Raw genomic sequence first — 13,530 nt, forward strand, 5'->3', positions numbered from 1 at the left:
AATGAAATGAGTTGGATCGATAATCATAGTAAGCAGTTGACTGAAAAAAGGGTGAAGCTCTTTTTGATTATTTATTATTCGGTGGGATTGGCGGGATTCCTGATTCCCGGGTCCCGGTCGCTTTTTGAGGCATTGATCCCCCTTTCGGTGTTGATCAATTTATTTTTGGTTTTATTGTTTCACAAGCTTTTCGACCAGCGGCATGTTCTGGTCTTTCTGGGGGTAATGCTGTTTACTTTTGCTGTTGAGGCCATAGGGACAAAGACCGGCCTTTTGTTTGGCAGCTATTTTTACGGTCCCTCCTTGGGTTTTAAAGTCTTTGAAACGCCTTTGTTGATTGGGGTTAATTGGTTGGTGCTAGCTTACGGTGCCACTGCCATTGTGCGGTCGTTTAAGGCACTTAGGCGATGGGTGCCATTTTCTGCTGCAGCCCTCATGGTGGTATTTGATTTCATCATGGAACCGGTAGCTATGAAAACGGGGATGTGGAGTTGGGCCCATGATGTGATTCCCTTGCAAAACTATCTGATGTGGTTTTTTGTCGCTGTTATAGTGGTGGGCGTCTTGGAACTAACGGCCATTAAAACGGTTAAGCCGGTGGCTGCCCGCCTTTTTTGGGTGCAGATGGTGTTTTTTCTGGTATTGAATTTTTTTTTATGAGGCCCCCCTTTTTGTAGCGACAGGCTGGATTCAGCTATCTGGGTCCTTGGGTCCTTAAAAGTTATGAATGTATGATTGAAGCCCGACATAGTAAGTGGTATGATGCTTTTTTTAATTGGTATCTGCATGCCATATTGAAAAAAGATTTTAGTCGGATTGATGTGGTGGGAACATGGCCCGGTCAACAGCGAAGTGATTTGGTGATAGGCAATCATGTGAGCTGGTGGGATGGTTTCTGGGTATATTATCTCAATAAGCGTTTTTTGAAAAAGGAGTTGTATGTCATGATGCTGGCGTCGCAGCTGAGAGACCGGCGTTTTTTAACGCGTATTGGTGCTTTTTCTATCGAGCCGGGAAGTCGTGATATGGTGCATTCACTGAATTATGCTGCCCGACTTTTGCAGGAACCGGGTCATTTGGTGGTGATGTATCCACAGGGTGAAATAGCCTCTTTGTCGGCCGGCGTTCTGCCCTTTAAAAATGGTGTGGCCCAGGTGATTAAAAAAGCCGGTCTTCAGCAGGTTCTGTTTTATGTGGCGCTGTTGGATTATTTTTCGGAGAGAAAACCGGCACTGACCCTATATTTAGGCAAAGCACCAGTGGAAGGATGTTCTACTGAAGATTTGCAAAAGGCCTATGAGAAATTTTACCAACAGTCGCTGTTTCTGCAATCTCAAAAAAAAGAATGAACATGGATGTCGGGGAGATCATCAGTTGGGTTTTTATGGCGATGCTGCTGCTGCGATTTGGGGTCGTATTGGTTAATTGGGCAACACCTGTTCATTTGTCAGATAAGTTGGGACTTGTCTCTGCGGATTCGGCTCCCCTGGTTTCCATTTTAATCCCGGCGCGCAACGAAGCTCATAATTTGCCTTCCTTGCTCAGCGATATCAAAAAATTGGATTATCCCCATTTGGAAGTGCTGGTATGCAATGACCACTCGACGGATGGCACACCAGAGGTTTTAAAAGAATATGCGGCTGATTGGGCCGGCCTGAATTATTTCGACAGCGATCCCTTACCGGAGGGCTGGATGGGTAAGAATTTTGCCTGTCATCAGTTGGCTCAAAGAGCCTCAGGCGACTGGTTATTGTTTTTGGACGCGGATGTACGATTGAAGCGGGATGCTATATGCAGAGCATTGGCGGATGCCCGGCGAAAAGGGGTGTCGCTGCTGTCTGTTTTCCCCCAACAAATCATGAAAACCAAAGGGGAGCGACAAACGGTGCCGGTCATGAACTGGATTTTATTGAGTATGCTGCCTCTGGTAGCGGTGCGATTGCCTTGGTTTTCTGCCCTGGCAGCCGCCAACGGTCAGTTTATGCTGTTCGAGGCTTCGGTCTACCGCCGGCATGAATGGCACCGGCAGGTGTGGAATCAAAATGTGGATGATATCGTCATCGCCCGGACCATGAAACGGCAGGGGCAGTCCATTGTAGTTCTAACGGGTGATGAAGATGTGTTGTGTCGCATGTATACCACCAGAGAGGAAGCCATTCAGGGTTTTGCACGTAACATGCATCACTTTTTTGGCGGTCATCGTCTGTGGATGACCTGGTTTGTGATCTTAGCCTGGATAAGGATGCCTTATTTTGCACTGGCCGGTCACTGGTGGTTTTTGGCTGCTTCTGTGCTGATGGTTGTGGGTATGAAAATGGGGGTAGCTGTTATCAGTCGCCAGTCAATAAAGATGGCCTTGTTTTTGCATTATGGGCACTTGTGGAGCATGACCGGGATGGCTCTTACGAATCTTCGAAACAGGAAGCAGGTGATCTGGAAGGGACGAATTTATAAAAAGGCATAATCCGGGACTGGTTGTTAGTTTTATATGGCAACTTTTGGGGTCTTCAGTTTGTAAATGAGATATGAAATTTTACGATATATGAGATATTTCTGGTTGTTGATTGTCTGGATGATGTTAGGCTCTGCCTGGAGCAATAATGTCTCCTCGCTAAATAAGCAATTTGTCGATTACTACCTGAGCGGTGATATGGTGGCCTGGAAGCAGACCATGGACAGTCTGCGGAGGGTTAATCTGGATGCTGCTACCGAGCGGGTGTTGCTTTATGCGGAGTATGGGTTGATTGGCCATTATATTGGCCGTGGCAGTGAGGATTTAGCCAAGGCGGAGGTTCCTCTTTTTGAAGCACGCATTGAAAAAGCTCTAAGCCGTCGTCCCAATGATGGCGAGTTGCATGCTTTTTCGGCCGCTTTAGTGGCCTACCGCATCGCTTTGCAACCCTGGCGGGCACCCTTTTTGGGTCATTCCCATACCGATAAGCTGGAAAGGGCTGTGGAACTGAGTCCCTCAAAAGGGTTGCCTTTGGTGGAGCAGGCCAATTCCTTGTATTTCAGACCGTCTTTTGTCGGCGGAAATAAACAGAAGGCCATGGCGGCATACGAAAAGGCATTCAGGTATTATAAAAACTTCCAGCGCGATCACTGGATGTATTACAATGTCGGTGCTTGGCTGGCTCAGGCCTATGCCGGAGAAGGGGATAAGGCCCGGGCCGAAAAACTTTACCTGCAACTGTTGCAGGAGGCGCCCAATTTCAGTTGGGTGAAGGATGAATTGCTCCCGGCACTCAGAAAGGGCAAAACCCCCAATTATTTTTTCCCCGACCTGGAATAAGGCATACGAAGGTACGGTCAGTGACTTTTATTGACAACTGTACAGGGGATGCTTCTTTTTTAGAGAGGCGATGAGGGCATGTCTTTTAATTTTGCCCGATTCTGTTTTGGGAAAGTGGGGCAGGGTGTAAAGGTGTTTGGGGAACTGATGGGGCGGCAGAAGCGGTTTTATCTGGTTAAGCAGAATGTCGGATTGAGCGGGTTCCCCCTGGGTAACCAAAACGACCTGCTGTCCCAGGCTATCGTGGTCAACGGCAGAAATGACAAAGGGAACGGTGATCAGGTGTCGGATTTTTTCTTCTAAAATTTCCGGAGAAATTTTAAGGCCGCCGCTATTAATGATGTGGTCGGAGCGGCCCAGAATGACAAAGGTGCCATCGGAATGAATTTCGGCCAGATCGTTGGTAACAATGGTCCCCTTGGTGATGCCGGTGGCATCAAGGGCGAGGCAGCCTCTTGGATCCGTATGAATGCTGACATTTTCTAAGGGCACAAAGGCGCTTTGTCGTTCGCTGCCATTGATGCGCCTCAGCGCTATGTGAGAAAGGGTTTCGGTCATGCCATAGGTCTCGTAGGCGGCAAACGTTTGGTTTTGCAGCATGCGGTCGAGTTGGGCATTTACCTTCCCTCCCCCAATAATAACCCTTTTTAAATGGTGCAGCCGGGGGCTGGAATTGTTCAGCTCGTTCAACATTTGCATGGGGGTAAAAGCCGCCAAATCAATGTCGGTGTTAAGGTTTTGCAAAGGGTGACCGGAAGGCGGTGCAGTAATGAGCTTGAGTTGACCCAACAGGGCTCTGATCACCATCATTTTTCCCGCAATGAAGGAGGTGGGGAGACAAAGCAGGGCAGTCATTCCAGGCTTCAGTTCAAAGAAACGGAGCGTACGGCGAGCTGAGGCCAGCATGGCATTCTTGCTGACTTGCATGGACTTAGGAACGCCGGTGGAGCCGGAGGTCTGGACGGTAATTTCGGGTTGCTCATTCATCCAGTCCTTCAGAAAATGCCTGAGCGAGTCCTTATCAAAATCCGGTAGCTGATCGATGGTCTCATCAGAATAATTTTCTCTGTTAATGCTTAGCGTTCTGTATTGCCTGAAGTCCATGTCTGCCAATTGTTTGCCTTTAATAAAACCTTAATAATACACCGGTAAATATGGCTATCCCAAAACTTAGGAGTGTGCCTATGACCACATATTCCGACTTTAAGTGGTCCTTCTCACCAAAGCGGAGTATCGATTTGGCCGCAATGAGCAGTCCCACAGCCTCAAAGTGCCCTATAAGCATGAAGGTGAGCGTCAGCAAGCGTTCTATGTTGCCAATGAGTTGTCCGGCATTGGGGAGGTCCTGTGGCGTTTCACTGGTTTTTGGCACGCTGATGGCGTAAAACTTAAAAATTTCCCGAATAATAATGTTGGCCGGTTTGGTGCAAAAAAGAAAGGCGGTGATTAGGACAAGGGTTCTTTCCGAAAAAAGCCAGGTGTTGGTCCAGTTGCTGAGAGCGAAGTTGTTATGGTACCACGAGACAACGGCCACTATAATGATCAGGTGCAAAATCTGATCGGTGAAAAAGAGATAGCGCTCGGCCCAACTGACGCGGCTGAGCCTGCTTTTCAGGATGTCCAGAATGGTATGCAGAAGGGTAATGATACCAGCACCCATCACAAATATCCACTGAAAGGAGAGGAGCCAGGAGATGAAAAAAACAATGGCCACATGCATTAAAAAGTAGCGGCTTTTAATACCCCTGTTGTTTTTGCTTTCGACCCACTTGTCGCTTTGAAAAAAGTAGTCGGCCAGCAAGTGGGCCAAAATCTGCAGTATAAGTAGCTGGGTGATGCTCATTCTTGAAGGTTTTTGATGGCTGTGTTGAAGCGATTAACCGCTTTGTCGATGGCATTCCAGCCGGCGCTGCGTGAGTGCTGATTGACCGTAGCCTGGCTTATTTTTAGCGCTTGCGCAATTTCGTCTTCGTTGAAATTCAATAGTTTTAAGTAGATGATTTCGCACTGTCGGGCGGTACTTTGTCCAATAAGTACATCGAGTAAGGCCAAAACCGGATCAAACTCATCCACTATGACCGCTTGGGAAGCGCCAATAAACAGGGTGGATTTAATAATGGTCCGCTGCCCATGTGTGCTCCCCTGACGGTTGATGAGTCGGCCTGAAAGATAGATGGCCTCCCCATCGATGATGCCCTTTTTGGCATCGAAGCGGGTGATTTCTCCTACGCCAATGGCTAAGCGAATGGCATGGGTCCGGAACAGGGCTACCTCTTTTTTACGCACAGAACCATCGATGGAAGCAGATTTTATGAAGCATTTAATCAAAATGGCTATGCGCAAGGCCTCCTCTGGGTGGGGAAGATAGCACTCCAGATAGTCGCCTTTGATGACTCTGGCAAAAACACTGAAATGTTGATCCAAAAGCTTTATCAGCTTTTTTAAATGCTTTTCCAGCAATACACGCCCTTCGGTGCTCAATGCAGTGGAGGATACTATGTCGCCTGAAATGGTGGCTTTCATTTTTTAATGGACAATTATGTTTATTGTAAGTGGCTTATTCGGTGCTGTTTGAAACGATTCCTAAATATACAATAGTTCGTTAAATATACCTCGATGCAATGGTTTTAGTGCGAAAAATTTTAATAAAAGAATGTCGTTTTTATCATCAGGGCCTGTTTACCAGGGACTTGCTGGTTGCCGGTTGTGTTTACAGTTTTTGGCAGGGTTTAAGTATAGTCTTTTTTATTTATAAATTACAAATATAGGTAAATATAGCTGTAAATGATATTTATAGTTTTTATAACCTGTATATGGTCAATTTTTTTTTGAATGATTCTAAATAGCTACTTAGTGGCCCAATTATTTTGATTTTTTGCAGGTTAATGTTTTATATTTGTCGGGTCAACACGAAAGACAGGGGTGCCTATAAGCGGCTGAGATCATACCCTGAAACCTGATACGGATAATACCGGCGAAGGGAGTCTGTTTTTCTTTTCAGTTTATATTTTCTGCTGTTTTTTGTTGTCGCAAGTTCTTTATTCATTTTTCCCCGGCTTTGACAGGCATGTCGCTTTTCAGGCATGGTTTTCAATGTTTTGGTCGGGGCTTAATATTGACTTTAGATTGATGAAAATTTTTGTAAACGGTCAGGAAATAGAAACGAAGTTTCTATACCTCGAAGCCTTGGTGGCGGATTTGCAAATGCCTTTGGCCGGTCTGGCGGTGGCTGTTGGCGACGAAGTCGTTCCCCGTCAAAAATGGTCGTCGTTTTCCTTAAAAGAAAACGACGAAGTGATGCTTATCAGTGCCACGCGCGGCGGATGAATTCTCTGTTTTTTTAATTAACCTCTCAAGGTATGATAGATAATAAGATCAAGGGAGACCCTTTGAAAGGATCCCGTAAGCTATATGTGACGGGTAACAAATTTCCCATTAGAGTAGGTATGCGGGAAATTTTACTGTCCACAAAAGATAAGGAAACCGGTCAACCCGATACTTTGGCGGTTTATGACACTTCAGGGCCGTTTGGCGATGCCGGGGAGACGGTCGATCTTACCCGCGGCGTTAAGCCCTTGCGTGAGGACTGGATTGAGGCACGTGGCGATACGCAGCGTCTGAGCGGTTTGAGTTCGGATTACGGTCGCCAGCGCTTAATGGATGCTTCGCTGGATCATTTGAGATTTAACCATGCCCGTAAGCATCCCCGCAAGGCGGTGGGACAGCCCGTTACGCAGATGTATTACGCCCGCCAGGGCGTAATAACTCCCGAAATGGAATATGTGGCCATCCGGGAAAATCAGCAACTGGAGAACCAGTTGGGGAAAGTCTTTCAACCCATTACAGCCGAGATGGTACGCGATGAGGTGGCGGCCGGCAGGGCCATTATTCCCGCCAACATCAATCATCCCGAGTGTGAACCCATGGTTATTGGTCGCCGCTTTCTGGTTAAAATCAATGCAAACATTGGTAACAGTCCGGTTACCTCTGATATTGCTTCAGAGGTGAGCAAATCCATTCACGCCATCCGGTGGGGCGCCGATACGGTGATGGACTTAAGTACCGGCGCCAATATTCATGAAACGCGGGAGTGGATTTTGCGCAATTCGCCCGTTCCGATTGGCAGTGTTCCCTTATACCAGGCCTTGGAGAAGGTGGGCGGAAAGGCGGAGGACCTTACCTGGGAGGTTTATAGAGATACACTGATTGAGCAGGCCGAACAGGGGGTGGATTACTTTACCATACATGCGGGACTGCTCAGAAAATACATTCCGCATACTTTCAAAAGAATGACGGGTATTGTCTCCCGGGGTGGATCGATTATGGCCAGCTGGTGCACAGCGCACCAGCAGGAGAACTTCCTCTACACCCATTTTGAGGAGATTTGCGATATTCTGGCGGCTTATGATGTGGGGGTTTCTCTGGGAGATGGACTGCGGCCGGGATCGCAGTTTGATGCCAACGATGCGGCGCAATTTGGGGAGCTGGTAACCATGGGCGAACTGACGAAAATAGCCTGGTCCAGACACGTGCAGGTGATGATTGAGGGGCCCGGACATGTGCCCATGCACCTGATTGCCGAGAATATGGAGATGGAACTGCGCCACTGTTTCGATGCACCGTTTTATACCCTGGGACCTCTGGTGACGGATATTGCGCCGGGCTACGATCACATTACTTCGGCCATTGGCGGGTCCATGATTGCCCAAATGGGCGCCTCCATGCTTTGTTATGTAACGCCTAAAGAACATTTGGGCTTGCCCGACCGGGATGATGTGAAGACGGGGGTGGTGACTTTCAAGATTGCTGCCCATGCGGCTGATATTGCGAAGGGGCATCCGGGTGCCATTCTGCGCGACCATGCTATGAGCAAGGCACGCTATGAATTCAGATGGCTCGACCAGTTTCATCTGGCCCTGGATCCGGATACGGCTTACGCCTTTCATGATGCTACTTTGCCGGACGATGCAGACAAGCGGGCCCATTATTGCAGTATGTGTGGGGAGCATTTTTGCAGCATGCGGGCCAATCGCAAAATACGGGAGACATGCTGATAGCTATTACCCAACCCAGCCTGCTTAAGCAGGAAGCCCTGGCCATTGAAGCCTTGTTAAAGGCGGGAGTCGACTATGTCCACGTTCGAAAGCCGGGGTATGTGAGCGAGGAGGTAAGAGCCCTGTTAAATGCGGTGCCTGAACCCGGTCGGCCATGCCTATCGGTCCACTACCACCACCAGGCCGCTAGGCGGTCGGGCGTGGGTGGATTGCATCGCACCAAAGGGTTTGCGGTGACAGACGGGAAGGGCTGCAGGGTGAGTGCCAGTTGTCACTCTTTGGCCGAGGTAAAGGCATTGACGCTGGCCGATTGCCAATACGTGTTTTTGAGTCCGGTTTTCGACAGTATTTCCAAAAAGGGTTATGCATCGGCCTTTTCCAAAGCCTCTTTGAGTGAATTTTTGAGTCATAAGGAAACCGATATGCCTGCTGTGGTGGCTCTGGGGGGTATCACCAAAGACAATGTGGGGGCGGTGCGACAAATGGGATTTGACGGGGCCGCCTTGTTGGGCGCTTTATGGGTGGTTCAGAAGGGCGTGGTGGATGTGCCGGCCACGGTGGAACGTTTTTTTGAAATACAGGAACAATGGAAGACCGTTTACCAATAGCGCTTTCGATAGGAGGCTGGGATCCCTGCGGTGGTGCGGGATTAGCCGCTGATATCAAGACCTTTGAAATGAGCGGGGTTTTAGGCATGGGGGTGTGTACCGCCGTTACCTGCCAGGTACACGATGCCTTTGAGGGCATGGAATGGACGGATGATGACCTGATATTTAGTCAGCTAAAGCTATTAATTAGCCGCTATGAATTACGGGCCGTGAAATTTGGAATTGTGCCATCCATGGCTGTTTTGAGCCAATGCATCGCCCTTTTAAAAGCGTCCTTCCCCGGCATAAAAATGATTTGGGATCCCATACTTAAAGCCTCAGCTGGCTACGCGTTTCATGCCAATACGGCTACTGACGATCTGAGCTCCGTTTTAAGTGCTGTAACCCTCATTACGCCCAATACCATGGAGGCCGGGCAGCTGTGGGGGACTGCAGATGCAAGGGAACTTCAGAAGATGCTTCAACCCGGAGGCGCCCTGCTTTTAAAAGGAGGACATGCCGTTGGTCACGCCAACGATGTGTTGATTGAAGAGGAGGGTATTCGTGTTATAGCGGGTGAAAAATTTGCCAATAATCCCGGCAAGCACGGCAGTGGATGTGTGTTGTCGGCCGCCATTTGTGCTCAGCTGGCCAAAGGAGAGGGCCTTTACGAGGCCTGTGTCAGTGGAAAGCGCTATGCGGAGCGGTATATCCGATCGACGGGACATCTTTTAGGTCGACATTTTCAGGGGGATCAAGTTCCCGGCTATCAGGAGAAAGGGCCGGGCAAGAAATCAAAAACTTAATTGGATAGAGATGACAAACAACTCAGGACTTAAGCAGGTGCATGCTCCAATGATGTATATCACACCCAACCGGACTGCGGCTGAGGTGGAACGACTGGTGCTTGCTTTTCTCGAGGGTGGCGGTCGCTGGGTGCAACTCCGCCTCAAAGATGTATCGGAGGCCAGCGTTTACGAAAGGGCCAAAAAAGTTCAAGGGCTCTGCCGACAGCATGACGCCATTTTTATAGTGAACGACTATCCGGAAATAGCGCTTCAGTTGGGTGCAGATGGTGTGCATCTTGGGAAGTTGGACATGCCGGTGGAGGAGGCACGAATGTTATTTGGTCCGGAAAAAATTATTGGCGGAACCGCCAACACCCTGGAGGATATGATTCGATTGTCCAAAAGTGGCGTTGATTATCTGGGTCTGGGTCCTTTTCGTTATACCACCACCAAAAAGAATCTGAGTCCGGTCCTCGGTCTGGCAGGCTACCGTACCCTGTTGCACCAATTTCGTTCTCTGGAATTTCACACACCGGTGACAGCCATTGGTGGAATTTTATTGGAGGATGTCGCCGATATTTTGGCCACAGGCGTGGATGGCATTGCGGTTTCAGGTGTTTTGAGTCGAAGTGGAAATGCCGGAGCAGCCACGGAAGCTTTTTTGGCGTTGCTATTGAAAAGAAAGGTGGATGTTGGGGAATAACCCAGCGTTTTTCCTTTACCATTAATGAATGAAGGTAGGATCTGGACGGCAGGTCGGGTCAAATAGGAAAGATTTTAAAACAATAACAGGATGAGTCATTTAACCATTGCCGGGAAAGTGTTTGCGAGTCGCCTTTTTACCGGTACCGGAAAATTCAGTTCCAATCAACAAATGGCGGAAGCCATCGCTGCCTCAGGCAGCGAATTGGTGACGGTGGCCCTGAAACGGGTGGATTTGGAAACGCCTCAGGATGATTTGCTGGAGCATCTCAAATTGCCCGGTATCCACCTTCTGCCCAATACCTCCGGGGTGCGCACCAGTGCCGAAGCCGTTTTTGCGGCCCAATTGGCCAGGGAAGCGCTGGAGACCAATTGGATTAAGTTGGAAATTCACCCCGATGCCCGCTATCTGATGCCCGATCCGGTGGAGACGCTCAAGGCTGCGGAAGCGTTGGCCAATTTGGGCTTTGTGGTGCTGCCCTATGTGCATGCCGACCCGGTGCTGTGCAAACGGCTGGAAGACGCCGGTGCTGCGGCAGTAATGCCTTTGGGTTCGCCTATTGGTAGCAATAGTGGACTGCTGACCCGTGAGTTTATCCGCATTATTATTGAGCATGCGAACATCCCTGTGGTGGTAGATGCCGGCATTGGGGCACCTTCACACGCTGCCGAGGCGATGGAGATGGGCGCCAGTGCGGTATTGGTGAATACGGCCATTGCTGCCGCCGGAGACCCGGTGGCCATGGGCCGGGCGTTTAAGATGGCGGTGGAGGCCGGTCGAACGGCTTACGAAGCCGGCCTGCCGGCTGCTGGTCATGTTTGTGAAGCAAAGGCGACGAGTCCGTTGACGGCTTTCCTCTGATCAATAGGTTTTTGGGGATTCAGCTGCCCGCCTGATGGCTCATACGCAAGGGCCTGCCTCCTTTTGCTTCAAATAATGAAAAGTACTTTCTCTCCCAAATGGCAGCGTCCCCATTCGGGAGATGAAAAATTGGTTAAACCCTTTGTTTATGTCGTTTTATCAACTATTGCAAGCTTATAATTGGGAGGAAGTAACTGCTTCCATTGCGCGTAAAAGTCCACGGGAAGTAGAGCTGGCTTTGAATAAGCAGCATCCCGATATGGAAGATTTCAAGGCCCTTTTGTCGCCTGCTGCCGATGCTTATTTAGAGGCGATGGCTCAGAAGAGTCACCGCCTGACTTGTCAGCGCTTTGGCAAAGTAGTGCAACTGTATATTCCACTTTACCTGTCTAATTATTGCGAGAACCGTTGCGTTTATTGTGGTTTTAGCGGCGCCAATCAGTTGAAGCGAAAGGTGTTGTCGATGGCGGAATTGGCGCAGGAGGCCCGGATGATCCGGAAGAATCCTTACCGGCATATTTTGTTGGTGACGGGTGAGGCCCCCTCCAGAGCGGGCGTGGATTATTTGGCCCGGTCCATTCAAACATTGAATCCTTTCTTCAGTCAAATCTCCCTGGAAGTGCAACCCATGGAAACGGCGGAATATGTCCGACTGGTGAACGAAGGTCTGCACGGGGTCTATGTCTATCAGGAGACTTACCATGAAAAGGCCTACCCCGATTACCATCCTTCCGGTAAAAAGGCAGATTTCTTGTATCGGTTGGAAACACCTGAACGACTGGGAAGATCTGGTGTTCGTAAAATTGGTCTGGGAAGCCTCATTGGTCTGGAGGACTGGCGCACTGAGGCCTGGTTCACGGCTTTGCATCTGCAGTACTTGCGCAGGCATTATTGGCAGGCGAAGTATTCCATTTCTTTTCCGCGACTGCGACCTTTTGCCGGGGAAGGTTTCCAGCCCCGGTATGAGACTTCGGAAAGGGATCTGACACAGCTCATTGTGGCGTATCGGCTTTTGGACAGTGATTTGGAGTTATCGTTATCGACCAGGGAGCGTCCGTACTTCAGGGACCATGTCTTTCCACTGGGAATAACGGCCATGAGTGCCGGTAGTAAAACGGGGCCGGGTGGTTACAGTGATTCGGGTGAACTGGAACAATTTGCGGTAAACGATGAGCGTTCGCCACAGGAGGTGGCCGAGCGTATCCGTAGTAAGGGTTTTGAGCCTGTATGGAAGGACTGGTCGCTTTGTCTGCAACAGGACAAAGCTATTGTTTAACATTAACAGAGTCTTAGTAAATAGCTTTATTTTGGCTCTATTCTTTGGGGTAAACAAATTATAATAGACATTATTTTTGCCCTCAAGTTGGGCAGGATCTTATTTTTTTTCTGCAGCAAAAAAAAGTAAGCAAATTTTGCGTTTAGTGAGTGCAGTGAGTAAACTTGTTTGCATCAATGCCGAGCGTAGCAAAATTCAGCGAAGCTAAAAAATGCCGCCGCTGCAGATAATTTCCTAAAAATCAGATTAGTTGTCTGAAATCCGGGAACTCGCTCCGCTCAAACAGCCCGGATTTTTTACCTACAACTAATCTGATTTTCTTAACGGAAATTTTTGATTGCTTCTTCCTCTTTTTTTGAATCAAAGAACTATCGTTTCTCTGAGGCGGAAAGCAAGCTTCAAAAAATATAAAGCTCTAGTTTCCTAATAAATAGATGTGGTTTGAAAGTTTAAAAATTTTTAAATCGGACACCAAGGATATAAAGTAATTATAAGATATTATGAGATACGACCGTCATTTATTGCTTCAGGGATTTGATGCTTCTCACCAGGCACGGCTGTCCAAATCGTCGGTCCTGGTCGCCGGAGCGGGTGGACTGGGCTCTGCTTTGCTGCTTTATCTGGCAGCGGCGGGGGTGGGGCATTTGGGCATTGTGGATTTTGATGTAGTGTCTGAAAGTAATCTGAACCGACAGATCTTGTATCATCCGGGGGTGATGGATCACCTGAAAAGTGAAGCGGCTGCACGACGTGTTAAGGAGCTGAATCCCGATTGTCGGGTAACGGTGCTCAATCGCCGAATATCAAGCGACAATGCCGTGGATACACTGCGTGGCTTTGATGTGGTGGCGGATGCCACCGATAATTTTGTGACCCGTTATGCGCTGGATGCGGCTTGTGGACAGTTGCGCATACCATTTGTCTATGGTACGGCGGAGCAGTGGGGGGGACAGCTGTCTGTTTTTCACT

Annotated in this window: 15 protein-coding genes and 1 riboswitch; of the genes, 12 read left to right on the forward strand and 3 right to left on the reverse strand. The window is 48.8% G+C overall.

The genetic code is table 11. The features are described 5' to 3' along the window. The first annotated feature begins 6 nt into the window (after window positions 1-6). From JCM15548_RS16040 to JCM15548_RS16055, 4 genes are all read left to right on the forward strand, one after another. Complete coding sequence (locus JCM15548_RS16040) at window positions 7-660, forward strand: carotenoid biosynthesis protein (RefSeq protein WP_062127568.1); 654 nt, start codon at window positions 7-9, stop codon at window positions 658-660. A gap of 71 nt (window positions 661-731) precedes the next feature. Continuing rightward, window positions 732-1,349 (forward strand): lysophospholipid acyltransferase family protein, encoded by a 618-nt coding sequence (locus JCM15548_RS16045; protein WP_062127570.1) that lies wholly within the window; start codon window positions 732-734, stop codon window positions 1,347-1,349. Window positions 1,350-1,351: 2 nt separating this feature from the next. Then, entirely contained in the window at window positions 1,352-2,464 is a 1,113-nt protein-coding gene (locus JCM15548_RS16050) for a glycosyltransferase family 2 protein (protein WP_162198266.1), read from the forward strand. A gap of 78 nt (window positions 2,465-2,542) precedes the next feature. After that, window positions 2,543-3,292, forward strand: a complete 750-nt coding sequence (locus tag JCM15548_RS16055) for a tetratricopeptide repeat protein (RefSeq protein ID WP_062127574.1) — start codon at window positions 2,543-2,545, stop codon at window positions 3,290-3,292. A 27-nt stretch (window positions 3,293-3,319) separates the two neighbouring features. Here JCM15548_RS16055 and JCM15548_RS16060 read toward each other — a convergent pair whose 3' ends face one another. From JCM15548_RS16060 to JCM15548_RS16070, 3 genes are read right to left on the reverse strand one after another with little or no spacing between them, the layout of a single operon-like run. Then, window positions 3,320-4,396: an AMP-binding protein gene (locus JCM15548_RS16060; RefSeq protein ID WP_062127576.1), complete on the reverse strand. Its 1,077-nt coding sequence runs from the start codon at window positions 4,394-4,396 to the stop codon at window positions 3,320-3,322. A 19-nt stretch (window positions 4,397-4,415) separates the two neighbouring features. Beyond that, window positions 4,416-5,135: a DUF3307 domain-containing protein gene (locus JCM15548_RS16065; protein WP_062127579.1), complete on the reverse strand. Its 720-nt coding sequence runs from the start codon at window positions 5,133-5,135 to the stop codon at window positions 4,416-4,418. After that, window positions 5,132-5,815 (reverse strand): helix-turn-helix transcriptional regulator, encoded by a 684-nt coding sequence (locus JCM15548_RS16070; RefSeq protein ID WP_062127582.1) that lies wholly within the window; start codon window positions 5,813-5,815, stop codon window positions 5,132-5,134. Before JCM15548_RS16070 ends, JCM15548_RS16065 begins: the two co-directional genes overlap by 4 nt. 385 nt (window positions 5,816-6,200) lie before the next feature. Beyond that, window positions 6,201-6,292: riboswitch (TPP riboswitch) on the forward strand. A 129-nt stretch (window positions 6,293-6,421) separates the two neighbouring features. Between JCM15548_RS16070 and thiS the strand changes: the two genes are divergently transcribed. The 8 genes from thiS to JCM15548_RS16105 all read left to right on the forward strand — a co-directional run. After that, on the forward strand, window positions 6,422-6,619 hold the full coding sequence (thiS, locus tag JCM15548_RS22005) for a sulfur carrier protein ThiS (RefSeq protein ID WP_162198267.1): 198 nt from the start codon (window positions 6,422-6,424) through the stop codon (window positions 6,617-6,619). A 32-nt stretch (window positions 6,620-6,651) separates the two neighbouring features. Then, on the forward strand, window positions 6,652-8,346 hold the full coding sequence (gene thiC / locus JCM15548_RS16075; RefSeq protein WP_062127583.1) for a phosphomethylpyrimidine synthase ThiC: 1,695 nt from the start codon (window positions 6,652-6,654) through the stop codon (window positions 8,344-8,346). Continuing rightward, entirely contained in the window at window positions 8,340-8,954 is a 615-nt protein-coding gene (locus JCM15548_RS16080; RefSeq protein WP_062127585.1) for a thiamine phosphate synthase, read from the forward strand. Before thiC ends, JCM15548_RS16080 begins: the two co-directional genes overlap by 7 nt. After that, complete coding sequence (locus JCM15548_RS16085; protein WP_062127587.1) at window positions 8,933-9,739, forward strand: hydroxymethylpyrimidine/phosphomethylpyrimidine kinase; 807 nt, start codon at window positions 8,933-8,935, stop codon at window positions 9,737-9,739. Before JCM15548_RS16080 ends, JCM15548_RS16085 begins: the two co-directional genes overlap by 22 nt. A 10-nt stretch (window positions 9,740-9,749) precedes the next feature. Then, a complete protein-coding gene (locus JCM15548_RS16090) occupies window positions 9,750-10,424 on the forward strand; it encodes a thiamine phosphate synthase (protein ID WP_227625938.1) in 675 nt (224 codons plus the stop codon). A 90-nt stretch (window positions 10,425-10,514) separates the two neighbouring features. Further along, the gene (locus JCM15548_RS16095; protein ID WP_062127589.1) at window positions 10,515-11,285 is read left to right on the forward strand and encodes a thiazole synthase; all 771 of its coding nucleotides are present in this window, start codon (window positions 10,515-10,517) and stop codon (window positions 11,283-11,285) included. A gap of 148 nt (window positions 11,286-11,433) precedes the next feature. Continuing rightward, entirely contained in the window at window positions 11,434-12,561 is a 1,128-nt protein-coding gene (gene thiH, locus JCM15548_RS16100; RefSeq protein ID WP_062127591.1) for a 2-iminoacetate synthase ThiH, read from the forward strand. A gap of 500 nt (window positions 12,562-13,061) precedes the next feature. Further along, the coding region (locus tag JCM15548_RS16105; RefSeq protein ID WP_062127593.1) for a HesA/MoeB/ThiF family protein at window positions 13,062-13,530 on the forward strand (469 nt) is incomplete at its 3' end.

Origin of the sequence: Geofilum rubicundum JCM 15548, from assembly GCF_000974365.1 — a bacterium.
In the GTDB taxonomy this organism is placed as follows: domain Bacteria; phylum Bacteroidota; class Bacteroidia; order Bacteroidales; family Marinilabiliaceae; genus Geofilum; species Geofilum rubicundum.